This window comes from Streptomyces sp. NBC_01451 (assembly GCF_036227485.1).
Lineage (GTDB): Bacteria > Actinomycetota > Actinomycetes > Streptomycetales > Streptomycetaceae > Streptomyces.
Genome location: NZ_CP109479.1, coordinates 2866569 through 2891791 on the forward strand (window position 1 = coordinate 2866569; position 25223 = coordinate 2891791).

24 protein-coding genes are annotated in these 25223 nt (G+C 69.3%); 13 read left to right on the forward strand and 11 right to left on the reverse strand.

The genetic code is table 11. From position 1 onward, the window contains the following. Positions 1–98: 98 nt before the first annotated feature. The gene (locus tag OG595_RS12085) at positions 99–755 is read left to right on the forward strand and encodes a GNAT family N-acetyltransferase (RefSeq protein WP_329270984.1); all 657 of its coding nucleotides are present in this window, start codon (positions 99–101) and stop codon (positions 753–755) included. Here the strand turns inward: OG595_RS12085 and OG595_RS12090 are convergent. Beyond that, complete coding sequence (locus tag OG595_RS12090) at positions 752–1549, reverse strand: rhomboid-like protein (protein WP_329270987.1); 798 nt, start codon at positions 1547–1549, stop codon at positions 752–754. The two genes, OG595_RS12085 and OG595_RS12090, sit on opposite strands and share 4 nt — an antisense overlap. Before the next feature lie 149 nt (positions 1550–1698). Here OG595_RS12090 and OG595_RS12095 point away from each other — a divergent pair, with 149 nt between their 5' ends. From OG595_RS12095 to OG595_RS12125, 7 genes are all read left to right on the forward strand, one after another. After that, on the forward strand, positions 1699–2394 hold the full coding sequence (locus tag OG595_RS12095; RefSeq protein ID WP_329270990.1) for a spermidine synthase: 696 nt from the start codon (positions 1699–1701) through the stop codon (positions 2392–2394). A gap of 145 nt (positions 2395–2539) precedes the next feature. Further along, positions 2540–3277, forward strand: a complete 738-nt coding sequence (locus tag OG595_RS12100) for a response regulator transcription factor (RefSeq protein ID WP_006383578.1) — start codon at positions 2540–2542, stop codon at positions 3275–3277. After that, on the forward strand, positions 3274–4383 hold the full coding sequence (locus OG595_RS12105; protein WP_329270994.1) for a HAMP domain-containing sensor histidine kinase: 1110 nt from the start codon (positions 3274–3276) through the stop codon (positions 4381–4383). Before OG595_RS12100 ends, OG595_RS12105 begins: the two co-directional genes overlap by 4 nt. Positions 4384–4686: 303 nt before the next feature. Beyond that, complete coding sequence (locus OG595_RS12110) at positions 4687–8487, forward strand: multifunctional oxoglutarate decarboxylase/oxoglutarate dehydrogenase thiamine pyrophosphate-binding subunit/dihydrolipoyllysine-residue succinyltransferase subunit (RefSeq protein WP_329270997.1); 3801 nt, start codon at positions 4687–4689, stop codon at positions 8485–8487. A gap of 216 nt (positions 8488–8703) precedes the next feature. After that, on the forward strand, positions 8704–8883 hold the full coding sequence (locus OG595_RS12115) for a DUF6104 family protein (RefSeq protein ID WP_153482227.1): 180 nt from the start codon (positions 8704–8706) through the stop codon (positions 8881–8883). Positions 8884–9065: 182 nt separating this feature from the next. Next, positions 9066–9974: a DUF4097 family beta strand repeat-containing protein gene (locus OG595_RS12120; RefSeq protein ID WP_329271000.1), complete on the forward strand. Its 909-nt coding sequence runs from the start codon at positions 9066–9068 to the stop codon at positions 9972–9974. A gap of 1 nt (position 9975) precedes the next feature. After that, the gene (locus OG595_RS12125) at positions 9976–11067 is read left to right on the forward strand and encodes a helix-turn-helix transcriptional regulator (protein ID WP_329271004.1); all 1092 of its coding nucleotides are present in this window, start codon (positions 9976–9978) and stop codon (positions 11065–11067) included. Positions 11068–11097: 30 nt separating this feature from the next. Here OG595_RS12125 and OG595_RS12130 read toward each other — a convergent pair whose 3' ends face one another. From OG595_RS12130 to OG595_RS12150, 5 genes are all read right to left on the reverse strand, one after another. Further along, entirely contained in the window at positions 11098–12204 is a 1107-nt protein-coding gene (locus OG595_RS12130; RefSeq protein ID WP_329271006.1) for a helix-turn-helix transcriptional regulator, read from the reverse strand. Between the two features lie 968 nt (positions 12205–13172). Beyond that, entirely contained in the window at positions 13173–13739 is a 567-nt protein-coding gene (locus tag OG595_RS12135) for a Clp protease N-terminal domain-containing protein (protein ID WP_329271009.1), read from the reverse strand. Further along, the gene (locus OG595_RS12140) at positions 13739–13948 is read right to left on the reverse strand and encodes a helix-turn-helix domain-containing protein (RefSeq protein ID WP_329271011.1); all 210 of its coding nucleotides are present in this window, start codon (positions 13946–13948) and stop codon (positions 13739–13741) included. Before OG595_RS12140 ends, OG595_RS12135 begins: the two co-directional genes overlap by 1 nt. Before the next feature lie 123 nt (positions 13949–14071). Further along, complete coding sequence (locus OG595_RS12145; protein WP_329271012.1) at positions 14072–15037, reverse strand: zinc-binding dehydrogenase; 966 nt, start codon at positions 15035–15037, stop codon at positions 14072–14074. A gap of 308 nt (positions 15038–15345) precedes the next feature. Continuing rightward, positions 15346–16554 carry an NAD(P)-dependent malic enzyme gene (locus OG595_RS12150; RefSeq protein ID WP_329271013.1) on the reverse strand — a complete coding sequence of 403 codons (1209 nt, stop codon included), beginning with the start codon at positions 16552–16554 and terminating at the stop codon, positions 15346–15348. 717 nt (positions 16555–17271) lie between these two features. Between OG595_RS12150 and OG595_RS12155 the strand changes: the two genes are divergently transcribed. The 3 genes from OG595_RS12155 to OG595_RS12165 are packed head-to-tail and all read left to right on the forward strand — an operon-like array spanning position 17272 to position 19993. Then, positions 17272–18225 carry an ABC transporter substrate-binding protein gene (locus OG595_RS12155; protein ID WP_329271014.1) on the forward strand — a complete coding sequence of 318 codons (954 nt, stop codon included), beginning with the start codon at positions 17272–17274 and terminating at the stop codon, positions 18223–18225. Between the two features lie 41 nt (positions 18226–18266). Then, on the forward strand, positions 18267–19196 hold the full coding sequence (locus OG595_RS12160; RefSeq protein WP_329271015.1) for an amino acid ABC transporter permease: 930 nt from the start codon (positions 18267–18269) through the stop codon (positions 19194–19196). A 2-nt stretch (positions 19197–19198) separates the two neighbouring features. Next, positions 19199–19993, forward strand: coding sequence for an amino acid ABC transporter ATP-binding protein (locus OG595_RS12165; RefSeq protein ID WP_329271017.1), 795 nt, complete (start codon positions 19199–19201; stop codon positions 19991–19993). Between the two features lie 75 nt (positions 19994–20068). Here the strand turns inward: OG595_RS12165 and OG595_RS12170 are convergent, their stop codons facing one another. Then, the gene (locus tag OG595_RS12170; protein ID WP_329271019.1) at positions 20069–20857 is read right to left on the reverse strand and encodes a class I SAM-dependent methyltransferase; all 789 of its coding nucleotides are present in this window, start codon (positions 20855–20857) and stop codon (positions 20069–20071) included. Positions 20858–20981: 124 nt separating this feature from the next. Between OG595_RS12170 and OG595_RS12175 the strand changes: the two genes are divergently transcribed. Continuing rightward, entirely contained in the window at positions 20982–21611 is a 630-nt protein-coding gene (locus tag OG595_RS12175) for a CGNR zinc finger domain-containing protein (RefSeq protein WP_164322472.1), read from the forward strand. Here OG595_RS12175 and sodX read toward each other — a convergent pair. Continuing rightward, a complete protein-coding gene (gene sodX / locus OG595_RS12180) occupies positions 21515–21985 on the reverse strand; it encodes a nickel-type superoxide dismutase maturation protease (RefSeq protein WP_329271023.1) in 471 nt (156 codons plus the stop codon). The genes OG595_RS12175 and sodX overlap by 97 nt on opposite strands. A gap of 143 nt (positions 21986–22128) precedes the next feature. Here sodX and sodN point away from each other — a divergent pair, with 143 nt between their 5' ends. Further along, a complete protein-coding gene (sodN, locus tag OG595_RS12185) occupies positions 22129–22524 on the forward strand; it encodes a superoxide dismutase, Ni (protein WP_329271025.1) in 396 nt (131 codons plus the stop codon). A 78-nt stretch (positions 22525–22602) separates the two neighbouring features. Here sodN and OG595_RS12190 read toward each other — a convergent pair whose 3' ends face one another. The 3 genes from OG595_RS12190 to OG595_RS12200 form a co-directional block, all read right to left on the reverse strand. After that, positions 22603–23421, reverse strand: a complete 819-nt coding sequence (locus tag OG595_RS12190) for a class I SAM-dependent methyltransferase (RefSeq protein WP_329271027.1) — start codon at positions 23419–23421, stop codon at positions 22603–22605. A 78-nt stretch (positions 23422–23499) separates the two neighbouring features. Continuing rightward, positions 23500–24384, reverse strand: a complete 885-nt coding sequence (ppk2, locus tag OG595_RS12195) for a polyphosphate kinase 2 (protein WP_329271029.1) — start codon at positions 24382–24384, stop codon at positions 23500–23502. 32 nt (positions 24385–24416) lie between these two features. Further along, a complete protein-coding gene (locus tag OG595_RS12200) occupies positions 24417–25193 on the reverse strand; it encodes an inorganic phosphate transporter (protein WP_329271032.1) in 777 nt (258 codons plus the stop codon). Between the last annotated feature and the right edge of the window lie 30 nt (positions 25194–25223).

A 25223-nucleotide genomic window follows, 5' to 3' on the forward strand; every position in this document is an offset into this window, starting at 1 on the left:
CCGTGAGCGATCACCTCTGCCGCGACGACCGGACCTGCGCATACAGTCTCGTACGTAATACTCATTACTGAACTTCAACCATTACCTCGGGAGTTGGCGTGGACGGAACCGTGCGGGCCTGGGTCGACGGCTGGGTGGTCTCGCGCGGGGCGTCGCCGCCGTTGGTCGAGCCCTGGGGATACACGATCGACGTGGGCACGGCCGAGCACGTCACCCGGCACGTCCTCGACGCGGTGAACGACGGCGTCGAGGAGCGGACCGTCCGGAAAGTGGCCGACGCGGTGACCGGGGAAGGCGTGTGGCTCAAGGTCTTCGCCGACCCGGCGACGGTCGGCGGGTGGCTCGGCGAGGGCTGGTGGGTCGCCCCCGATCCGGGTTACCTGATGTCGGCCCCCCTGACCGCCGCGGCACCCCCGGCCGTCCCGGACGGCTACCGGGCCCGCGTGTGGACGCGCGGCGGGGTGACCCGCGTCCTGCTCACGGCACCCGACGGCTCCTGGGCGGCCCGCGGCCAGCTCGCCCCGACGGGCCGTACAGCGGTCGTCGACCAGGTGGCGACCTCCCCCGCGCACCAGCGCCGGGGACTCGGCTCGTTCGTGATGCGCACGCTGGCCCAGGAGGCCGTCGCACAGGGCGCGGAGAGAGGCGTACTGGCCGGAACACCGGACGGACGGGCGCTGTACGAGGCGCTGGGCTGGCGGGCCGAGGCGCTTCTGACGAGCGCGAAGTTCATGGGGACGGGCGCCGGACGTTAAAGATCAAGCCGGGCCGGCCTCCGCCGTCGCCGCACCCAGGGCCAGGTGGCGACGCCGATGGCCAGCGCCGTCACATGCCCCCAGTTGGTCATCGGATCGGTGTAGGCGATCAGGTCCCGCACCAGCGTCCCGCCGAACACCAGCAGCAACGGCCACCCCAGCCAGGGCCTCAGCAGGCCCGCCAGCGCCCCCGCACTCGCCGCGACCCCGAAACTGATCCCGTAGTCGAGCCGGTGAAGGGAACTCACGGGCAGCCACCCCACCAGCACCGCGAGCCCCACCGGCACCTCGGTCGCGAGGGTGGCCAGCACATGCCCCAGTGCGAACACCCCTGCGGTACGCAGCCCGCCGATCCGCCGCTCCAGCGCGGTCAGCACGAGGAGGAAGAGCACGGCGTACGGCGATGTCACGCCACCCACGACCCACAGCGCGCTGGCGACCAGCACGAACACGGGGGTCCGCAGGAGATGGGCGACATCGGTGCTGGAGCCCTGGTGGAGGGCGTGCACGAGGGCGGGGTCGGCGTGCTCGGCGACGAAGGCCGTGACCAGGAGGACCGCCGCGAACGTGAGGGTGAACGGGGTTCCGGTGGGAGTGGGGAGGAGGCGCCAGGGACGGAGGACCCGCCTCCCGGGGGCAGCCCCCTCGGGCGCCGCGGGCCGCACGGGCACGGCTTCCACCGGTCCTCGCTGCCTCGGCATCCCGTCCAGCAGCCGTACGCCCTCCGCGACGGGCGCGTCCGGGGGCGCCGACGGACCCGCCGTCACATCACCCTTCGCATCGACCCGTTCCACGGTGAGGCTCTCCTTCCGTTTCGCCCCACCCTTCGCCTCCACCCGCACGGTTGTCTGTGACCCGCACCACGCCTCGGCCGATTCACAGCAATCCGACAGGCCTCATAAAGGCCGCGCTCATTCGAGGCGCACTGCGCCAAGATGTCCCCATGACCCACCCGACCGCCGCCCACGACACCCCCGAAGTCCTGGACCGCCGCGAGGGCCCGTACGGCGAGGTCGTCCTGCGGCGACACGGGGAGTTACTGCAGATCATCGCCAACGGGTGCTTCCTGATGGACACTTCGGACGGCCGGTCCGAGCGCCTCCTCGTCGACGCGGCCCTCGACGCCCTCACCCCCGGCACCCGGGACTCCGCCCCGCACGTCCTCATCGGCGGCCTCGGCGTCGGGTTCTCGCTCGTGCACGCCGCGGCCGACCCCCACTGGGGCGGCATCACCGTCGTCGAACGCGAACCGGCGGTCATCGGATGGCATCGGGACGGACCGCTCGCCCCGCTCTCCTCCGACGCCCTCGCCGATCCCCGTACCAGGATCGTCGAAGCCGATCTCGTGAGATACGTCAATGAGACCTCCGCCACATTCGACGCGCTGTGTCTCGACATCGACAACGGGCCCGGCTGGACCGTCACGGAGGACAACCAGAGCCTGTATTCGCAGGCCGGACTGGCAAGCTGCGCAAGGGTGTTGAGGCCGGACGGGGTGCTCGCGGTGTGGTCCGCGCAACCCTCACGGGAATTTGAGGGAACTCTACGGAATGCCGGATTCCGGTCGGTACGCACCGAAGAGATCGCCGTTGCCCGGGGAGTCCCCGACGTCGTCCACCTCGCCGTCCGACCTGGATAGACCCCTCGCGGTGACTGCCCGTACTCTGCTTCCCTGACGCCGATCACTCATCCGATCAGTCGTGCGTCAATCGCAGTCATGCGCGGACAAGCGCAGCCAAGGAACCACCCCACTGGTTCCGGAAAGCACACTTCAGGGACGGGCGATGGAGCAGACACACACCTCCCAGAACGGCGCGACGGCGACCCCCGGCGCCCAGCGCCGGGTACTCGTGGTCGAGGACGATCCGACGATCGTCGACGCCATCGCGGCCCGTCTGCGTGCCGAGGGATTTCTCGTGCAGACCGCCGGTGACGGCCCGGCCGCCGTCGACACCGCCGAGGCATGGCAGCCCGACCTGCTGATCCTCGACATCATGCTGCCCGGCTTCGACGGGCTCGAAGTATGCAGGCGGGTACAGGCCCAGCGGGCCGTGCCCGTCCTGATGCTCACCGCGCGCGACGACGAGACCGACATGCTGGTCGGGCTCGGTGTCGGCGCCGACGACTACATGACCAAGCCCTTCTCCATGCGCGAGCTGGCCGCGCGGGTGCATGTGCTGCTGCGCCGGGTGGAGCGGGCCGCCATCGCCGCGTCGACACCCCGCTCCGGCATCCTGCGGCTCGGCGAGCTGGAGATCGACCACGCGCAGCGACGGGTGCGGGTGCGCTCCGAGGACGTGCATCTCACGCCCACCGAGTTCGACCTGCTCGTCTGTCTCGCCAACACCCCCCGCGCCGTCCTCTCCCGCGAGCAGCTGCTCGCGGAGGTGTGGGACTGGGCGGACGCCTCCGGCACCCGCACCGTCGACAGCCACATCAAGGCGCTGCGCCGGAAGATCGGCGCCGAGCGGATCCGTACGGTGCACGGGGTCGGGTACGCACTGGAGACACCGACGCCATGAACCGCGGGCGGCCGGCCGCACGGAGGAGCCCCGGAGAACCCTGGGGCGGCGTACGCCCGTTCTCGATCAAGACCAAGCTGGGCGCACTGGTGGTCGTCTCGGTGCTGATCACCACCGGCCTGTCGATGATCGCGGTGCACACCAAGACGGAGCTCCGCTTCATCACGGTCTTCTCGATGATCGCCACACTGCTGATTACGCAGTTCGTGGCCCATTCGCTCACCGCGCCGCTGGACGACATGAACGCCGTGGCGCGCTCCATCTCGCACGGCGACTACACGCGCCGGGTGCGCGAGAACCGCTGGGACGAGCTGGGCGACCTGGCCCAGACGATCAACGTCATGGCCGACGAGCTGGAGGCCCAGGACCGTCAGCGCAAGGAGCTGGTGGCGAACGTCTCGCACGAGCTGCGCACCCCCATCGCGGGTCTGCGTGCCGTGCTGGAGAACGTCGTGGACGGCGTCTCGGCCGCCGATCCCGAGACCATGCGCACGGCGCTCAAGCAGACCGAGCGCCTCGGGCGGCTGGTGGAGACCCTGCTGGACCTCTCCCGGCTCGACAACGGGGTCGTACCGCTGCGCAAACGGCGGTTCGAGGTCTGGCCCTACCTCTCCGGTGTGCTCAAGGAGGCGAACATGCTCGCCTCCACGCGCGCGGGCATCGCGTCGGGCTCCGGCGGGCACACCCGCAACGACGTCCATCTGCACCTCGACGTCAATCCGCCCGAGCTGGTCGCGCACGCGGACCCGGAGCGCCTCCACCAGGTCGTCGCCAACCTGATCGACAACGCGGTCAAGCACAGCCCCGCGCACGGCCGGGTCACGGTGAAGGCGCGGCGCGGGACGCTGACCGAGTCGCTGGAGCTGGAGATCCTGGACGAGGGCCCGGGCATCCCGCGCTCGGAGTGGCACCGGGTGTTCGAGCGGTTCAACCGCGGTGGCGTCAGCGCGCCGCACGGGCCGGGCAGCGACGGCGGTACGGGCCTCGGCCTGGCCATCGCGCGCTGGGCCGTCGATCTGCACGGCGGCCGGATCGGTGTGGCCGAATCCGAGCGAGGTTGCCGGATTTTGGTCACCCTTCCGGGAGAGTCATCCGTTCCAAGTTGACGTAAAGTTCGAAGCGGAGCCGCAAGATCCACCTGGCATCCGCGCTGACGGACGCGCGTGGACACGTGTGATTGCTCACAGGCCCGCGCATTTGGTGCGCCCGGCCGACAATTTGGGCTTCCCTCAGGTGTCCCTTTCGGACCGGAACCCCGCTTGTTTCCCGCCATTTCACCCCCCGAAACCCGATTCCCGATGTGACTTACGCGACGATGAACGGACCCGGACTGACCTTTCGGCCACGGGGGCGTAGCCTTAATTCCCGCTGTCCATCACCTTGTGAAGCGGAAGAGGGCGGTTGCCGCCGTGTCTGCACAGTCCCCCAGTAACTCATCGAGCATCTCGACCGACGAACCCGCAGGTAACCCTGCGGCGGCGTTCGGCCCCAACGAGTGGCTCGTCGACGAGATCTATCAGCAGTACCTCCAGGACCCGAATTCGGTAGACCGTGCCTGGTGGGACTTCTTCGCCGACTACAAGCCCGGGGCGCCCGCCGCCTCGCCGGCTACGGCGGGTGCTGCGGCCGCGGGGGCCGCAGAGACCACCACGACCGCCCCAGCGGCTCCGGCCGCGCCCGCGGCTCCCGTGACGCCGTCCGTACCGGCGCCGGCTGCCGCGGCGGCTCCCCCGGCCACCGCGCCCGCACCGGCCGCGAAGCCCGCAGCGTCGAAGCCCGCCGCCGCGGCGCCCGCACCGGCCGCCGCCAAGCCCAAGGCCGCTCCCGCCGCCGAGGCCGCGGACGGCCCGGAGTTCGTGACACTGCGCGGCCCGTCCGCGGCCGTGGCGAAGAACATGAACGCCTCGATCGAGGTGCCCACGGCCACGTCCGTGCGCGCGGTCCCGGTGAAGCTGCTCTTCGACAACCGCATCGTCATCAACAACCACCTGAAGCGCGCCCGGGGCGGGAAGATCTCCTTCACCCACCTCATCGGCTACGCGATGGTGCAGGCCATCAAGGCCATGCCGTCGATGAACTACTCCTTCGCGGAGAAGGACGGCAAGCCGACCCTCGTCAAGCCGGCGCACGTCAACTTCGGTCTGGCCATCGACCTGGTGAAGCCCAACGGCGACCGCCAGCTCGTCGTGGCCGGCATCAAGAAGGCCGAGACGCTGAACTTCTTCGAGTTCTGGCAGGCCTACGAGGACATCGTCCGCCGCGCCCGCGAGGGCAAGCTGACGATGGACGACTTCACCGGTGTCACGGTCTCCCTGACCAACCCCGGCGGCCTCGGCACCGTCCACTCGGTCCCGCGTCTGATGCCCGGTCAGTCGGTCATCATGGGCGTCGGTTCCATGGACTACCCGGCGGAGTTCCAGGGCACCTCCCAGGACACCCTGAACAAGCTCGGCATCTCCAAGGTCATGACGCTCACGTCGACCTACGACCACCGGGTCATCCAGGGCGCCGCCTCCGGCGAGTTCCTGCGCGTCGTCGCGAACTACCTGCTCGGCGAGGCCGGCTTCTACGACGAGATCTTCGAGGCGCTGCGCATCCCCTACGAGCCGGTCCGCTGGCTCAAGGACATCGACGCCTCGCACGACGACGACGTCACCAAGCCCGCCCGCGTCTTCGAGCTGATCCACTCCTACCGGGTCCGCGGCCACGTCATGGCCGACACCGACCCGCTGGAGTACCGCCAGCGCAAGCACCCCGACCTGGACATCACCGAACACGGGCTCACCCTCTGGGACCTGGAGCGCGAGTTCGCGGTCGGCGGCTTCTCCGGCAAGTCCCTGATGAAGCTGCGCGACATCCTCGGTGTGCTGCGCGACTCGTACTGCCGCACCACGGGCGTCGAGTTCATGCACATCCAGGACCCCAGGCAGCGCAAGTGGATCCAGGACCGCATCGAGCGCCCGCACAGCAAGCCGGAGCGCGAGGAGCAGCTGCGCATCCTGCGCCAGCTGAACGCGGCGGAGGCCTTCGAGACCTTCCTGCAGACCAAGTACGTCGGCCAGAAGCGCTTCTCGCTGGAGGGCGGCGAGTCCGTCATCCCGCTGCTGGACGCCGTGATCGACTCGGCGGCCGAGTCGCGCCTCGACGAGGTCGTCATCGGCATGGCCCACCGCGGCCGGCTCAACGTGCTCGCGAACATCGTCGGCAAGTCGTACGCCCAGATCTTCCGGGAGTTCGAGGGCAACCTCGACCCGAAGTCGATGCACGGCTCCGGCGACGTGAAGTACCACCTGGGCGCCCAGGGCGTGTTCACGGGCCTGGACGGCGAGCAGATCAACGTCTCGCTGGCCGCCAACCCGTCCCACCTGGAGACGGTCGACCCGGTCATCGAGGGCATCGCCCGCGCCAAGCAGGACATCATCAACAAGGGCGGCACGGACTTCACGGTCCTGCCGGTCGCCCTGCACGGTGACGCGGCCTTCGCGGGCCAGGGCGTGGTGGCCGAGACGCTCAACATGTCCCAGCTGCGCGGCTACCGCACCGGCGGCACGGTCCACATCGTCATCAACAACCAGGTCGGCTTCACCGCGGCGCCCGAGTCCTCGCGGTCCTCCATGTACGCGACCGACGTCGCCCGCATGATCGAGGCGCCGATCTTCCATGTGAACGGCGACGACCCCGAGGCCGTCGTCCGCGTCGCTCGCCTGGCCTTCGAGTTCCGCCAGGCGTTCAACAAGGACGTCGTCATCGACCTCATCTGCTACCGCCGCCGCGGACACAACGAGTCCGACAATCCGGCGTTCACGCAGCCCCTGATGTACGACCTGATCGACAAGAAGCGCTCGGTGCGCAAGCTCTACACCGAGTCCCTCATCGGCCGCGGCGACATCACCCTCGAAGAAGCCGAACAGGCGCTCCAGGACTTCCAGGGCCAGCTGGAGAAGGTCTTCACGGAGGTCCGCGAGGCCATCTCCGCGCCGGCCGAGGCCCATGTCGGCGACCCCCGGGCCGAGTTCCCGGTGGCCGTGGAGACCGCGGTCTCCCAGGAGGTCATCAAGCGCATCGCCGAGTCCCAGGTCAACATCCCCGACCACGTCACCGTGCACCCGCGGCTGATCCCGCAGTTGCAGCGCCGGGCGGCGATGATCGAGGACGACACGATCGACTGGGGCATGGGCGAGACGCTCGCGATCGGCTCCCTGCTCCTGGAGGGCACCCCGGTGCGCCTCTCGGGCCAGGACTCCCGGCGTGGCACCTTCGGCCAGCGTCACGCGGTCCTGATCGACCGGGTCACCGGCGAGGACTACACCCCGCTCCAGTACCTGTCGGACGACCAGGCCCGCCTGAACGTCTACGACTCCCTGCTCTCCGAGTACGCGGTCATGGGCTTCGAGTACGGCTACTCGCTGGCTCGTCCCGACGCGCTCGTGATGTGGGAGGCGCAGTTCGGCGACTTCGTCAACGGCGCGCAGTCGGTGGTGGACGAGTACATCTCGGCCGCGGAACAGAAGTGGGGCCAGACGTCCGGCGTCACCCTGCTCCTCCCCCACGGCCACGAGGGCCAGGGCCCGGACCACTCCTCGGCCCGCATCGAGCGGTTCCTCCAGCTCTGTGCCCAGAACAACATGATGGTCGCGCAGCCGACGCTGCCGTCGAACTACTTCCACCTCCTGCGGTGGCAGGTGCACAACCCGCACCACAAGCCGCTGGTGGTCTTCACCCCGAAGTCGATGCTGCGCCTCAAGGCGGCGGCCTCGAAGACGGAGGAGTTCACGACGGGCTCCTTCCGCCCGGTCATCGGCGACGAGTCCGCCGCCCCGGCCGACGTCCGCAAGGTCGTCTTCTGCGCCGGCAAGGTGTACTACGACCTTGAGGCCGAGCGTAAGAAGCGCGGCATCACGGACACGGCGATCATCCGCATCGAGCGCCTGTACCCGCTCCCGGGTGCGGAACTCCAGGCGGAGATCGCCAAGTACCCGAACGCCGAGAAGTACCTGTGGGCCCAGGAGGAGCCGGCCAACCAGGGCGCGTGGCCCTTCATCGCCCTCAACCTGATCGACCACCTGGACCTCGCGGTCGGCGCGGACATCCCGCACGGCGAGCGTCTGCGGCGCATCTCGCGCCCGGCCGGCTCGTCCCCGGCAGTGGGTTCGGCCAAGCGTCACCAGGCGGAGCAGGAGCAGCTGGTGCGTGAGGTGTTCGAGGCGTAGGGCTCGACCCGCCTCCACCGAACACGGTTGAGGTACGAGGGCCCGGCACCGGAGAGATCCGGCGCCGGGCCCTTTGTCATCAGGGCCCCGGAAATGTACGCATAACCTGGAGAGGCTCGCCCGGCGGCCCGTCCCCGGCCCCGAGCCCAGTCCTCACCACCAGTCCGACCAGTCCGACCAGTCCGACCAGTCCCAGCATTCCCCAGGAGAACATCCGTGTACTTCACCGACCGAGGCATCGAAGAGCTGGAGAAGCGGCGCGGCGAGGAGGAGGTCACCTTCGAGTGGCTCGCCGAGCAGCTACGGGCCTTCGTCGACCTCAATCCCGACTTCGAGGTGCCGGTGGAGCGCCTGGCCACCTGGCTGGCGCGGTTGGACGACGAGGACGACGAGTAACGAGTAACGCACAGGGCGCAGGGCGCAGGCGGGCATGGCGAGCGGCTCCGATCCGGGTGTCTTGACTTTCCGTGACCGCGATATATCGTGAATAGCGGAAGACGCGATATGGCGTGTCGTGACGTACCCGGTCGTCGGCCTGCCGTTCGTCAGCCCGTCCGTTCACCAAGGGGGTCCGCATCATGTCCACCACAGCCGCGTCCGAGTGGTCCGTCAAAGAGCCCGGCAGCCTCGACTTCGCCGAGCCCGTCACGGGCCTGCAGGTACGCATCGTCAACGGAACGGTGAACGTGGTGGGCACGGACGAGAGTTCCGCCCGCCTGGAGGTCACCGAGATCGAGGGCCCACCCCTGGTGGTGACCCAGGAGGCCGGGGTCCTGACAGTGGCCTACGAGGATCTGCCCTGGAAAGGATTCCTCAAGTGGCTGGACCGCAGGAGCTGGCGCCGCAGCGCGGTGGTGACCCTGACCGTCCCGGCCTCAGCGCGCGTCGAGGTGGGCGTGGTGGGCGCCGCCGCGGTCGTCTCGGGGGTCGCCGGGGAGACGGTGGTGATGGGCGTCACCGGCGACACGACACTCGTCGGGCTCTCCGGGCCCGTCCGCGCCGACACCGTCTCGGGCAGCCTGGAGGCCCAGGCGGTCACGGGCGACCTGCACTTCAACTCCGTCTCGGGCGACCTCACCGTCATCGAGGGCTCCGGCCCGTCGGTGCGCGCGGAGTCGGTGAGCGGCGCCATGATCGTCGACCTCGACCCGGAGGGCCCGACGGACGTGCGGCTGACGAACGTCTCGGGCGAGATCGCCATCCGGCTCCCGCATCCGGCGGACGCCGAGGTGGAGGCGAACACGGCGAGCGGCAGGATCTCCAACGCCTTCGACGACCTCCGCGTCCACGGCCAGTGGGGCGCCCACCGCGTCACGGGCCGCCTGGGCGCGGGCACGGGCAAACTCCGGGCGACGACGGTCTCCGGCTCGATCGCCCTGCTCCGCCGCCCTCAACAGGATGACGAACCGGCGGACTCCACCCCCGGGAACACTCCCGGTGACAGTTCCGGTGACACCTCCGGCCCGACGAACAAGAAGGTGCTCTGACATGCCTCCCGTCTTCGCCCACGGCCGCCTGCGCCTCTACCTGCTGAAGCTGCTGGACGAGGCTCCCCGCCACGGCTACGAGGTGATCCGCCTCCTGGAGGAGCGCTTCCAGGGGCTGTACGCGCCGTCGGCGGGCACCGTGTACCCCCGCCTGGCCAAGCTGCAGACCGAGGGGCTGGTCACGCACACCACGGAGGGCGGCCGCAAGGTGTACTCCATCACGGACGCGGGCCGCGCCGAACTGGCCGACCGCAGCGGCGAGTTGGCCGACCTCGAACTGGAGATCCGCGACTCGGTCGCCGAACTCGCCGCCGAGATCCGGGCCGACGTCCGGGGCGCGGCGGGCGACCTGCGGCGCGAGGTGCGCGCGGCGGCGAGCGAGGCCCGCAGGTCCCCCGGAGCCGCGCCGAGCGCCCCGTTCGGAGAACCCGGCGAGTACGGGGGCCTCACCGACCTCGGCGACAGGGAGGCGTGGCGTGCCGCGAAGGAGGAGATGCGGCGCGCCAAGCAGGAGTGGAAGGAGCAGGCCCGGCGCGCGAAGGACGAGAGCCGCCGGGCCCGTGAGGAGGCCCAGCGGGCCAGGCGCCAGGCCAAGGAGGCCCAGGACAACGCCCGCGCGCAGGCCCAGGAGGAGGTGCAGCGCATCGCCAGGCACGTCCAGGAACAGGTCCAGGACCACTTCAGCCGGGGCGACTGGCCGACGGGGGTCCGCGAGGGCCTGACCGAACTGGCCAAGGAGTTCGGCGAGTTCGGAAAGGACTTCGGCAAGAACCTCGGCCAGGGCCTGGGCAAGGACTTCGGCTTCGCGCGCCCCGGCGGCACCACGACCGCCACGGCACCGGAACCGGAGCGCCCGCAGTACACGGACACTCCCCCGGACTTCCCGGCCGGCTACGAACCGTCCTGGGCCCACGAGGACTTCACCGGCGACCCGGCCCGCGACCTGGACCGCCTCCTCGACCGCTTCCGCGACGGCATCCGCGACTCGGCCCGCGACCACAGCGTCACGGAGCCTCAACTCCACGAGATCCGCGGCCACTTGTCCGCGGCGGCGGCATTGGTGGAGGCGGCACTGCGGACGCCTGAGAAGTAGGCGGCGACCCCTCTGGCGAGCGGCGGACCTCTATCGTTCGCCGGTCGCCCACTCGGGCCGGACAACCGCCCTCGGGCGCCGCCGCTGGTCCCGGTAGTGGCTCAGGCTGGGGGTCGGCACGCGCGGATACAGCCGTCCGTAGCGGGAGTAGTGCTTGCGGACGATGGCGAGACCCTCGTGCGTGGCTACGGCGTACATCTGGTCACCGCGCTGAACGACAGTGGCGTACTGGCGTATCCGAAGGGCCTCGATGTCCTCGGCGGAGGCGTAGCGGGAGGTGCTGGCGAGGACTATGCCGTCGATGCCGGCGTTGGCCAGCGCGACCATCAGCCGCCACTGACGGACGTTCATCGCCTCGGACAGGAACCGGTGCAGGCTGCGTGCGGCGGTCGGTGCGGCGTTCTTCACATGGAACTCGATGCGGGTACGGCGCTCGCGGGCCCGCTCGGCATCGGACTCGGTCTGCGCGAAGGCTTCGTCGACCTCCATACGGGCCCGGTCGCGCAGCAGTTCGCGATAGGTGTCGAGTTCCGCGTTGAGGAGTCGGCAGGCGACTCCGGGCGAGCGTTGCAGCAGTGGAGCGATCAGTTGCAGGAGGGGGTCGTCGGCGTCGATGACGGCGAGCCTGTGCTCCAGGTGGGCCCGCTGGAACACGACGCCCAGATGGTCGGTCAACTCGGCCAGCCGCTCGACGGCCACCGGGTGGCGGAGCAGTGCGCGGTCGATGACGGCGGGGTTCACCCCGAAGACACGGGCGAGATCCATCCGTACGGTTCCGTCGTCCCGTACGGGAAGCCGGGCAAACCGTTCGATGTTCGTGTAGCCGCTGCGGCTGATGCCGACCTCGTCGGCCGCCTGCGCGATCGTCAGCCCGGCCTGGCAGCGCAGCCCCTGGATGTCCGCCAGGGCGCGCTTTCTGCGGAGTTCACGTGCGGGGATGTCGAACAGGGCGCTGATCTCGGCGATGCGCCGGGGGTCCGGCTTGGAGATGTTGTTCTCGTAGGCGAGGACGCGGCTCTTCGAGGTACCGAGCCGTTTCGCGACCGCGTCGGCGCTGAGGAACTCGCCGTCGACAGCGCGTGTGAGCCGCGCGAAGCGCAGTGCGTCACCGTCGAAGTCCACCGCCCCACGGGCCACTCACCCCACCCCCTCTCGTTACCCCTTCAACTAGCAGTACGATAAAAGGTACCGCTTAGGTTCGGAAGCGTGTCCATGGATTCACTCTGGAGAGTGCCAGGGACACGCTACGAAGCCGAAATCTCGCTTCGGCCCCGTAGCGTGGTACCGCTTAGCATTGTTTTGGATTCCCGCCGCACGGCACAGCGGTGAGGATTGAGGAACACGCGGGGGCGGCTTTCCAGGGGGATCTCCACAGCGGGACGACTCCGGAACGCGTCACTCCGCGACGACTTACCGAAACGACCGTGAGCCCGTGTCCGGTGGCGATCCTGAGCACGGGCCCACGCGGCCGGCTATTCGGTAACTGACGGCGGGTGAGGGGCCAACCTCATCCGCCGTTGTCGTACAGATCGAACATCAGCCGGATGAGCCAGTACAGGCACTCCCCGGCCATGCGTGCTCGGCCTCTGCGCGGCGCGCTACCGCGGTCCGGCTCTTCGGGGCCGCGCGGTTCGGGAGGGACATCGTCATCCCCATCGCTTGGCCGTTCAGAGCCTGCCACGGACCTCTCTCCTCTCTGTTGGGGACCGGGCCGGATGAACCCGTACGGCGCCCACAGGAACCGGCTCAGAGAGGAGCTAAAGGGAACTGTACCGGGTGGCAGGGCGAGAACCCGTATCACTCGTCCGGCCCAACTGCGCGCCGCCGCACACCGGGTGACACCGTCCCGGTACAGCGTGATGTCGACCTAGTAGACGAGTCGACTTTCAGTCGCGACCCGCGACTGACGCCTTGTAAACAAAGGGAGGATTAGGCAACTTCTTTGCGAATCAAGGGTGTTGTTACCCTTGGGTAGCACGAAAAAAAGATGGCCGGGGGTTGCCGGGGATCACCATTCCGGTCGGTCGGCCCGTGAATTACGACCCGTCATCCCCCGTGAGCCCGCGGCGAGTTGCACCACCTTCGGCACCGCACCCGACGGACCGTCAGCCCGCCTTCGCCTCGCCTCCGCCGTACAGCACACGGCTCAGGACCTCGTGCGTGACCCCCTGGTCGGCGAGGACCTCCGCCGGCACGCCGGGGCGGGCCGTGAGGGCGAGGAGGATGTGGTCGTCGCCGATCCGCCGGTCCCGGTGGGCCACCGCGATCCGCAGGCACCTCTCCAGCACCTCCTTGGCGTCCCGGCTGAAGGTGCGGCGCCCGGACGACAGCCGCCCCCGGCTCCGGCGGTCGCCGGACATCGCACCGACGCCGTGCACCTCCTCGATCCGGGAGACGATGTCGGACACGTCGATCCCGAGCCCGGCGAGGGCATCGGCCTCGGCCTGGGACAGTCCGGCGCGGCGCCTGGCGTCGGCCAGAGCGGCCCGCACCGACTCCTTCCGGCCGGCGAGTCCGAGCGAGGCCAGCGCGAAGGAGGCCCGGCCGGCCTCGCGGTCGAGCAGCGCGAGCAGCAGGTGCTCGGCGTCGACGGACCGACTGCCGGCACGCTCGGAGTGCTCGACGGCACCCCGCACCACGGCGCGCGCATCGCTCGTGAACCGTTCGAACATCACTGCCTCCCGTATTTCTTGTGCACGGCCTGCCTGCTGACACCGAGCTCCGCGGCGATCTCCTGCCACGACCAGCCCTGATTGCGCGCACTGCACACCTGCACGGACTCCAGCTGCTCGACCAGCTTCCGCAGCGCGGAGACGGCCCGCAGCCCGATCCGCGGATCGCGGTCACCCGCGCGCTCGGCGAGATCTGTTGCTTCGGTCATGACGTCAACTTAAGTTGACACGCGGATGGATGTCAACCTTGATTGACATTCCGGAGTGTGCGGACACGCGAGCGGCGGGCCCGGAAACCCGGACCCGCCGCAGGAGGACACGCGTGACGGTGATCAGGACGTGGTGAGGACGATCTTGCCGAACAGGTCACCGGACTCAAGGCGTTCGAAGCCCTCGCGGGCCCGGTCCAGCGGCAGCACCTCGTCGATGACGGGACGTACGCCGGTGGTGGCGCAGAACGACAGCAGGTCCTCCAGCTCGTCCTTCGTGCCCATCGTCGAGCCGACGACCTTGAGTTCGAGGAAGAAGATGCGGGTCAGTTCGGCGTGCGAGGGGCGGTCGCCACTGGTGGCACCCGAGATGACGAGCGTGCCGCCGGGCCGCAGCGACTTGACCGAGTGCGACCAGGTGGCCGCCCCGACCGTCTCGATCACGGCGTCCACGCGCTGTGGCAGCCGCGCCCCGGGCTCCACCGCCTCGACGGCGCCCAGCTCGATCGCCCGCTTCCGCTTCGCCTCGTCGCGGCTGGTGGCGAAGACCCGCAGGCCCGCCGCCTTGCCGAGCACGATCGCGGCGGTCGCGACACCACCGCCGGCGCCCTGCACGAGCACCGAGTCGCCGGGGCGTACGCCCGCGTTGGTGAAGAGCATCCGGTACGCCGTCAGCCAGGCCGTGGGCAGACAGGCGGCCTCCGCGAAGGAGAGCTCCTTGGGCTTGGGCAGGACGTTCCACGTCGGTACGGCGACCTGCTCGGCGAAGGTGCCCTGGTAGCGCTCGGTGAGGATGGAGCGGGGTTCCCTGGGGCCGACGCCGTGGCCGGTCTGGCCGATGACGGAGTGCAGGACGACCTCGTTGCCGTCCGCGTCGACGCCGGCGGCGTCGCAGCCGAGGATCATCGGCAGACGGTCCTCGGGGAGTCCGACCCCGCGCAGGGACCAGAGGTCGTGGTGGTTGAGCGAGGCGGCCCTGACGTCGACCGTCGTCCAGCCGGGGCGCGCCTCCGGGGCTGGGCGGTCGCCCAACTCCAGCCCGTCGAGCGGGTGGCCGGGGTCGATACGGGCGGCGTAGGCAGCGAACATGACCTTGACGATAGGGGCCCGGCGGAGCCGGGGGAACGAGGCGGCACTGTGACACACGCCCTGTTGATTTCGCCCCCGCCGCCCCTACCCGTCCCGTCCTCGGGGGCTCCGCCCCCGAACCCCCGCTCCTCGAACGCCGGAGGGGCTGACTACTCAGCCCGTCCGGCGTTCGAGGACGAGGCCTTTCGGGGCCGAAGCGGGGGTCTGGGGGCGGCAGCCCCCAGGAACGGACGGGACGGGTAGGGGCGGCGCGGGCGAGACAGAAATGGCCCCGCCGCAACCGACGGAGCCACCCTGGGAAGCCACGCTCAGCGGCGAGCGACACCTTCCGCCCGAGCCGCCGCGGCGACCGCCGCGGTCACCGCCGGAGCGACCCGCGGGTCGAACGGCGACGGAATCACGTAGTCGGCGGCCAGATCCTCACCGACGACGCCCGCAAGCGCGTCCGCCGCCGCGATCTTCATCCCCTCCGTGATCCGCGAAGCCCGCACCTGCAGCGCCCCCGCGAAGATCCCCGGGAACGCCAGCACGTTGTTGATCTGGTTCGGGAAGTCCGAGCGCCCGGTCGCCACGACCGCCGCGTACTTGTGCGCCACGTCGGGGTGCACCTCGGGGTCCGGATTGGCCATCGCGAACACGAACGCGTCCTTGGCCATCGAAGCCACCGCGGCCTCCGGGACCGTACCTCCGGAGACACCGATGAAGACGTCGGCGCCCGCCAGGGCGCTCTCCAGCGACCCCGTCAGCCCGGCCCTGTTGGTCAGCTCGGCCAGCTCGCGCTTGACCGGTGTGAGGTCGTCCCGGTCCGCCGAGACGATGCCCCTGCGGTCGGCGACCGCGACATCGCCGAGCCCCGCCTCAAGGAGGAACTTCGCGATGGCGACGCCCGCCGCGCCCGCGCCCGAGATCACGCCCCGCAGTTCCCCGAGCTCCCGCCCGGTGAGCCGCGCGGCGTTGCGCAGGGCCGCCAGCGTGACGACAGCCGTGCCGTGCTGGTCGTCGTGGAAGACGGGGATGTCCAGCTGCTCCTGGAGCCGCCGCTCGATCTCGAAGCACCGCGGTGCCGAGATGTCCTCCAGGTTGATCCCGCCGAAGGACGGCGCCAGCCGGACCACCGTCTCGATGATCTCGTCCACGCCCGTGCAGGCCAGCGCGATCGGGACCGCGTCCACGCCGCCGAACTGCTTGAACAGGATCGCCTTGCCCTCCATCACCGGGAGGGAGGCCTCGGGACCGATGTCCCCGAGTCCGAGGACCGCCGTACCGTCCGTCACGACCGCGACGACGGACGACTTCCAGGTGTAGTCGTTGACGAGGTCGGGCTGCTCGGCGATGGCGGTGCACACCCGGGCCACACCGGGTGTGTACGCGAGGGACAGGTCGTCCTTGTCACGGATCGGCACGGTGGCCTGCACGGCCATCTTGCCGCCCCGGTGCAGGGCGAACGCCGGGTCGAACTCACCGGCGTCGCTGTCCGTGTCGATGTCGCTGCGAGGATTGACGATCTCCGCTGCCACTTTGTTGTACCCCTTAGGTCTTCACGGTTTGAGGGTGGCCACTCCTGGTGAGGGGTGGGCGGGCACCGCGCAAGGCCCCGGTGAGTGATGCGCACGGGCACGAACGCGACGGGCGCGCCGCACACGCGCCCTGAGCCCCTGATGAGGGGTGTAAAGAACCTTCTTACCGGACGGAGGACACCGACGACGACCCCATAACGCGAAGGTCACACGGGGGCGACATGACTCATCACCACACATGACCACATACCCGGGCATGATCGATCAAATCGAGAAGCGGGTCGACGACGAGACCGGCACCGCGAACGAGACCAAGTCGAGACCGGGCGGGGTCACGAACCGGGCCCCGATCCGGACCACGAGTCGGCCCACGGGGCGCGGCGGAGTCCTCCCGCGGCCGTGCGTACGGATGCAACAGCCGCTCACCTGGCGAGATGCACCGAAGATCTTCCGGCCGGAACGAATGATTCCCGTAGAAGATCCGGGAAGGTCCGGCTCTGATGCACCGACCTGACGCTCTACGGGGGTCACCCGTTATCCGATTTTGACATAGCCGGTCGTCTGAATGACCTCGTCCGAATGGCAAGATGCCGTAATCACACAAGGTCGCGACACTCAAAGATGTGTGCACCAGTCGACCGAACCGCCGGCATCGTCCGCCCCCTGGGAGGACGCCGGCCCCAATGGCTCGCCATCCATCCGCCGGAGGAACCCACCATGACCGCAAGCTCCACCCTTCGTACGACCGCTGCGCAGAACCGGCTAGCCGCGGTCGGTGCGATCGCGGTCGCGGGCGCCCTGCTGCTCACCGGGTGCGGTGACCAGACCAAGGACAAGGACAGCGGCTCGGAGAGCGCCTCGACGAGCTCCGCCCCGCTGGCCGACAAGCTGCCCCAGGCGATCCGGGACAAGGGAGTCGTCACGGTCGGCTCGGACATCGCGTACGCGCCGGTCGAGTTCAAGGACGACTCCGGCAAGACGGTCGGTCTCGACCCGGACATCGCGGACGCCATGGGCAAGCAGCTCGGTGTGAAGTTCGAGTTCCAGAACGGCACCTTCGACACCCTGATCACGGGTCTGCGCTCCAAGCGGTACGACATCGCCATGTCCGCGATGACCGACACCAAGGACCGCCAGGAGGGCACCGAGAACGGCAAGAAGGTCGGCGAGGGCGTCGACTTCGTCGACTACTTCACCGCCGGTGTCTCGATCTACACCAAGAAGGGCGACGACCAGGGCATCAAGAGCTGGTCCGACCTGTGCGGCAAGAAGATCGCGGTCCAGCGCGGCACGGTCTCCGAGGACCTCGCCAAGGCCGAGACGAAGAAGTGCACGGGTGGCAAGAAGATCGCCATCGAGTCGTACGACAACGACCAGCAGGCCCAGACCCGGGTGCGCGCGGGCGGCGCCAACGCCGGCTCCTCCGACTTCCCGGTCACGGCGTACGCGGTGAAGACCTCGGGCGGCGGCAACGACTTCCAGGTCGTCGGCGAGCAGGTCGAGGCGGCGCCGTACGGCATCGCGGTCGCCAAGTCGAGCACGCAGTTGCGGGACGCCCTGCAGGCCGCGCTCGACGCGATCATCAAGAACGGCGAGTACGCCAAGATCATCGCCAAGTGGGGCGTCGAGGACGGTGCCGTGACCTCGGCCACCGTCAACGGCGGCAAGTGACCCGAGGCTCACGGAAGTACGGGCACTGAAAGGCAACATCCGTGACTGTTGACATCGACAAGGCGACAGGACCGGCGGACACTCCCCCGGCCGGACCGGAGGCCATCAAAGCCATCCCGGTCCGGCACTACGGGCGGTACGTCTCGGCCGTGATCGCCATCGCGATCTTCGTCGCGATCGTCTACGCGTTCGCCCAGGGCAACATCAACTGGGGCGCCGTACCGGACTACTTCTTCGACGACCGCATCATGACGGGCGTCGGGAAGACCCTCCTGCTGACGGTCCTCTCGATGGTGATCGGCATCGTCGGCGGCATCCTGCTCGCCGTCATGCGACTGTCGAAGAACCCGGTGACCTCGACCATCGCCTGGTTCTACATCTGGTTCTTCCGCGGCACCCCGGTCCTGGTCCAGCTCGTGGTCTGGTTCAACCTGGGCCTGGTCTTCACCTACATCAACCTCGGTCCGATCTACAAGGACTACTGGTCCAGCTTCATGACGCCGCTCCTGACGGCGCTCCTGGGCCTGGGCCTGAACGAGGCCGCCTACATGGCGGAGATCTGCCGCGCGGGCCTCCTGTCGGTCGACGAGGGCCAGACCGAGGCCTCGCACGCCCTGGGCATGAGCCACGCCAAGACCCTGCGCCGGATCGTGATCCCGCAGGCGATGCGCGTGATCGTGCCGCCCACGGGCAACGAGGTCATCAACATGCTCAAGACGACCTCGCTGGTGTCGGTGGTCCAGTTCGCCGAACTGTTCCGCTACGCCCAGGACATCGGGCAGACGTCCGGTGCCCCGGTGGAGATGTACTTCCTCGCCGCCGCCTGGTACCTGATCCTCACCTCGGTCCTCAGCGTCGGCCAGTACTACATCGAGCGGTACTACGCGCGCGGTTCCAGCCGTACGCTCGCGGACACGCCGTTCCAGAAGATCAAGGCGAACATGCTGTCGCTCGGAAGCTGGAGGCGCTGACCATGAGCACGGAAAAGGTCACCGGGTCCGCGGACGGCGTCGCGATGGTCAAGTCGGAGGGCGTCCACAAGTCCTTCGGCCCCGTCGAGGTCCTCAAGGGCATCGACCTGGAGGTGAAGTCGGGCGAGGTGTTCTGCCTCATCGGCCCCTCCGGCTCCGGCAAGTCGACGTTCCTCCGGTGCATCAACCACCTGGAGAAGGTCAACGCCGGGCGCCTGTACGTCGATGGTGAGCTGGTCGGCTACCGCCAGAAGGGCGACAAGCTGTACGAGCTGAAGGACAGCGAGGTCGCGCTGAAGCGGCGGGACATCGGCATGGTCTTCCAGCGCTTCAACCTGTTCCCCCACATGACGGCGCTGGAGAACGTCATGGAGGCCCCGGTCCAGGTCAAGGGCGTGGGCAAGGCACAGGCCCGTGAGCGTGCGGGCCAGCTCCTGGAGCGCGTGGGCCTGGCCGACAAGGCCGGCAACTACCCCTCGCAGCTCTCCGGCGGCCAGCAGCAGCGCGTCGCCATCGCCCGGGCCCTCGCGATGGACCCGAAGCTGATGCTGTTCGACGAGCCGACCTCGGCGCTGGACCCGGAGCTGGTCGGTGACGTCCTCGACGTCATGCGGGACCTGGCCGAGTCCGGTATGACGATGGTCGTCGTCACCCACGAGATGGGCTTCGCCCGCGAGGTGGGCGACAGCCTGGTCTTCATGGACGGCGGCGTGGTCGTCGAGTCCGGCAACCCGCGCGACGTCCTGACGAACCCGCAGCACGAGCGCACGCAGTCGTTCCTGTCGAAGGTGCTCTGACACCGGCAGAGACGGCAGCGGACACGCGCAGGGGGCGGTACGAGATCCTCGTACCGCCCCCTGCGCCGTGCCGGGCTACTTGAGCGCGAGCAGCAGCGTGTCCGACGGCGAGCACCACACCGGCCGTGCCTCCGCGAACCCCTTCTCGCGCAGCACGCGCGCGTGCCACCCGGCGGAGGGCATGTCGCCGTCGGCGTGCTCGCCGTAGATCTCGAAGCGGCGGGCGGTCGGGCCGGCGAGGGCGGGGTCCTGCGCGGCGAGCCGCCACCACTCCGCCCAGTCGACGGCGCCGTCGTGTTTGGCCTGATCCATACGTGCGTGGCGCAGTGCGCGCTCCGCCGCGTTGATCCGGGGCGTGCTGTCGTCGATCATGTGGTCCGCGTTCATGAACAGACCGCCGCCGCGGACGAGCTCCGCGATCCGGCCGTAGAGGTCCGCGAGGGGTTCGCTGTGCAGCCAGTGCAGGGCGGTGGCGGTCAGAACGGCGTCGTACGAGTCGTACGGCAGCCCGCTCGTCCACCGCGGGTCCTTGAGGTCGGCCGTGACGAGGGTGACGCGGTCGTCGCCCGCGAAGGTGCCCTCGGCGATGGCGAGGAGCGCCGGGTCGAGGTCGACGCCGGTACTGGTGGCCTCCGGGAACCGGTCGAGCAGCCGGGACGTGATACTTCCCGTGCCGCAGGCGAGATCGAGTACGCGCGGGGCGGGGCCGACGAGGGCCTCGACCATGTCGAGCATGATCCGGAACCGTTCCTCGCGGTCCGGCATGTACCACTCCTGCTGCCGGTCCCAGCTCGTCTGCCAGGCATGCCAGTCGGTTCCGGCGTCTGTCCCGGTGGTGTCGGTGGTGCCAGTGGTGGTCGTCATGGAGAACCCCTCCCCGTCGGTCGCTCAGTCGCCCGCTTCGCACGCATGCGTAATACCCTGGAAGCAATATCAGCCGTTACTTCCTCGCATTCACGACCATAGAGCGCCCTCGTAAGGACTACAAGTGGAACTGGCCTATTACTCGGACTATGCCGTGCGCCTCGTCAACACCGAGGAACCGGCCCGCGGAAAGGACTCGCTGACCTCGATCGACGCCGTCCGCGATCTCTTCGGCGCCAACCAGCAGGCCGCCCGCCGCGCCACCGACGCCGACGTGACCCGGTTCCGCTCCGTACGGGCCCGTCTGCGCGCGGTCTTCGAGGCGGCGGACACGGGCGACGAGACGCTCTCGGTGGACCTGCTGAACTCACTCCTGCTGGAGTTCCCGGTGAGCCCGCAGATCTCCGGGCACGACTTCCGGGACGACGACGGACGCCCGCTGTGGCACATGCACCTCGCCGACCACCCGTCGAACGCGACGGCGGGCTTCGCGGCCATCGCCGCCATGGGCCTGGCCTTCCACCTCACCGAGTACGGCGTGGACCGCCTCGGCCTGTGCGAGGCGCCGCCCTGCCGCAACGCCTACCTCGACACCTCGACGAACCGCTCCCGCCGCTACTGCTCCGACCGCTGCGCGACGCGGGCCAACGTGGCCGCCTACCGTGCCCGCAAGCGCCTGGAGGCGGACCGGTCCGAGAAGACGGGCCTGGCCGCCGACACCGCCCAGCGCAGCAGCGTCAGCGGCGAACGCTGACCGGGCTTGAGCGGCCGGTACCGGAACCGGACCCTGCCCAGGATCAGATCGTGCGGCACGGTGCCGTAGTCGGTGCTGTCGCCGCCGGCGAAGGAGTTGTCCCCGAGCACCCACCAGCCGCCCTCACGGCGCTCCACCGCCCGTTTGACGACCAGCAGGTCCTGCTGGAACGGATGACGCAGGACGACGATGTCCCCGGCCCTGACCCGGTTCCCGTACCGCACCACGAGAAAGTCACCGTGATACAGCGTGGGCACCATCGACGGTCCGGTCACGGAGACCCAGCCGAAGGGCTTCGCGGCCCCTCCGCGCTCGCTCCCGGGTTCGCTCCCGTGTTCACTTCCGTGTTCGCTCTCCTGCGACAGCTCCGGCATCCCGGCACCTCCCCGGTCCATCCTCCACGAGTACCAGTCTGACGCCCTACTTTTGTCCTAAGCCCATGGGGGCACTCGCGAAAACCCCTCTCTCAGGGAGTAATGTCCAACCTGAGAAGACGATCACGAGGAAGGAACGCTCCATGCTTTCCCGCCTGTTTGCCCCCAAGGTCAAGGTCAGCGCTCACTGCGACCTGCCCTGCGGTGTGTACGACCCGGCCCAGGCCCGCATTGAGGCGGAGTCGGTGAAGGCCGTGCAGGACAAGATGGCAGCCAACGACGACCCGCACTTCCAGGCGCGCGCCACCGTCATCAAGGAGCAGCGCGCAGAGCTCGCCAAGCACCACGTTTCGGTCCTGTGGAGCGACTACTTCAAGCCGCCGCACTTCGAGAAGTACCCGGAGCTGCACCAGCTGGTCAACGACGCCCTGAAGGCCCTCTCGGCCGCCAAGGCGTCCGTGGACCCGGCGACGGGCCAGAAGGCGCTGGACTACATCGCCCAGATCGACAAGATCTTCTGGGAGACGAAGAAGGCCTGATGCAAGCCTTCTTCGAAGGGCCGGTCGAAGGCTGACCGGCCCTTCTCCCATTCTTCCGCCCGGGCGACGTCGGCCCGTTCAGCGCCGGCAGACGAGAATCCCCGCCCGGCAGCCGACCTCGAACTTCCCCTCGCGGGCGATCCGGTCGGTGACGATGGCACGGGCCCGCTCGACGGTCGCGTCGAAGGGCGTGCCGTACTGGTCCGCCCAGGCCCGGTAGGACGCCAGGTACGCGACGACCGGCTCGGGCTCGCGGACCGTGACGGTGCTGGGCAGTTCGATCGTCCGCACCCGGCCGAACTCCGCCCCGAGGAAGTCCGGAGCCTTCTCCAGGGAGAAGCGGCCACCGATCGAGAACCGGGCCGGCTCCTGCCCGGTGCCGAGCACGTCGCCGACGGCCCGGTGCCACAGGTCGTCCAGTTCGGCCTTGTCCCGGTCGTTGTTGGTCGAGACGATCACCACCCCGTCCCGCGCGACGACGCGTGCCAGCTCCCTTACCGCCTGCGGGATGTCGGGCACGTGGTAGAGCATGTGCATCGCCAGGGCCGCGTCGACGCTCCCCGTGGCCAGCGGCAGCCGCGTGACGTCCGCCACGGCGACCGGGCCGGGGACCGTGGCGAGGATGCCGGGTGAGATGTCCAGACCCAGTGCGGACAGGTCGGGCCGGTCCTCGCGCAGCCGCTGGACGTACTTGCCGTTGCCGCAGCCGACGTCGACCACGCGCCCGCTCGCCCGCACCCCGCCCAGTTGCTCGACGACGATGCCCGGCAGGTCGTGACGGGGCGTCTGCCACTGGTAGATCGACTGCCGGGCGGCCAGGTCCCGGTCGCTGCCGTACGCGCTCTCGGCGAGGCGGACTCGCTCGGTGCCGACGGAGGCGGACGCGGAGGCGGACATGGATGCGGAGGTGGATGCGGATGTGGATGGGGTGCGGTCGGTCACGTCAGCGGCTCCCGGGTTCGGGTGGGGCGGCGTTCACACGCCGTCGTCATCCTCCCCCGCCTCCAGCAGGTTCACCGCCGAGCCCACGATGCTCGGGTCCGGGCTGCCGACGACCTCCTCGTCCTTGCCCGTGTAGTCGAAGCGGGCCAGGACGCTGCGCATCGCCTCCACCCTCGCGCGCTTCTTGTCGTTGCTCTTCACCACCGTCCAGGGGGCCTGTTCGGTGTCCGTCGCACGGAACATGGCGACCTTGGCGGCCGTGTAGTCGTCCCAGCGGTCCAGGGAGGCGAGGTCCATGGGGCTCAGCTTCCACTGCCGTACGGGGTCGACCTGGCGGATCGTGAAGCGGGTGCGCTGCTCGCCCTGGGAGACCGAGAACCAGAACTTGATCAGGTCGACGCCGTCGTCGACGAGCATGCGCTCGAACAGCGGGGCCTGGCGGGTGAAGCGGCGGTACTCGTCGTCCGTGCAGAAGCCCATGACCCGTTCCACGCCGGCCCGGTTGTACCAGGAGCGGTCGAAGAGGACTATCTCGCCGGCGGTCGGGAGGTGTTCGACGTACCGCTGGAAGTACCACTGGCCGCGTTCGCGTTCGGTGGGCTTCTCCAGAGCCACCACGCGGGCGCCGCGCGGGTTGAGATGCTCCGTGAAGCGCTTGATCGTGCCGCCCTTTCCGGCCGCGTCCCGGCCCTCGAAGACGACGACGAGCCGGCGTCCGGTCTGCTTGATCCAGCTCTGCAGCTTCAGCAGTTCGATCTGCTGGAGCCGTTTGTGCAGGTCGTACTCCCGGCGCTCCATGCGCTCGGAGTACGGATAGTTCTCCCGCCAGGTGTCGACCGGCGTGCCGTCCGGCCGGACGAGGACGGGTTCGTCGAGGTCGCTGTAGTCGACCTTCAGTCCGGACATCAGCGGTGTCATACCGTCGGCCTCCTTGGCATCAACATCAGCGGTCAATGACGATCAGTGACAGTCAGTAGCGGTCGATAGTCATCGGTAGTGGTCAGTGGCGGTCCGTGGAACTGCGGCACGATCAGACAGATGCCGTACGCGACCACGGCCGCGCACGCCAGGAAGCACAGCCCCGCCTGGGCGAACCCGAGCGCGTGGGTACCTCCGTCATTCTCACGCGCACTCTCGACCCGGGCGAGTCCGAGGACGCCGAAGGCGAAGGCGCCGACCACGGCGACGGTGGCTCCGAGGCTCACCGCGGCCACCCTGGTCACCGAGTCCTTCCGGGCGCGGGCCGTGAGCCTGTAGGCGAGGTACGTGGCGATCAGCGCCGCGATCCCGGCCACCAGCGGTGAGGCGAGCGCCGGGATCAGCACCTTCTCGACGGCCTTGGTGAAGTGCACGCCCTCGGCGCCCGCACCCACCCACACCGCGCCGATCAGCCCGCCGATCAGGGCGTGCGAGGAGCTCGACGGCAGCCCCACCAGCCAGGTCATCAGGTTCCACAGGATCGCCCCGACCAGCCCCGCGAAGATCATCCCCGGGGTGACGAGCGTGTCGTCGACGATGCCGCCGGAGATCGTCTTCGCGACCTCGGTGGTCAGGAAGGCGCCGACGATGTTGAGGACACCGGCGAGCAGGACCGCGGTTCTCGGCTTCAGGGCGCCGGTGGCGATGGAGGTGGCCATCGCGTTCGCCGTGTCGTGGAACCCGTTGGTGGAGGCGAAGGCCAGGGCCGTCACGATGACGACCGCCACCAGGAACGTGATGTGGTCCATGCGTTCGATGGAAGCAAGCGCAGGCGTACT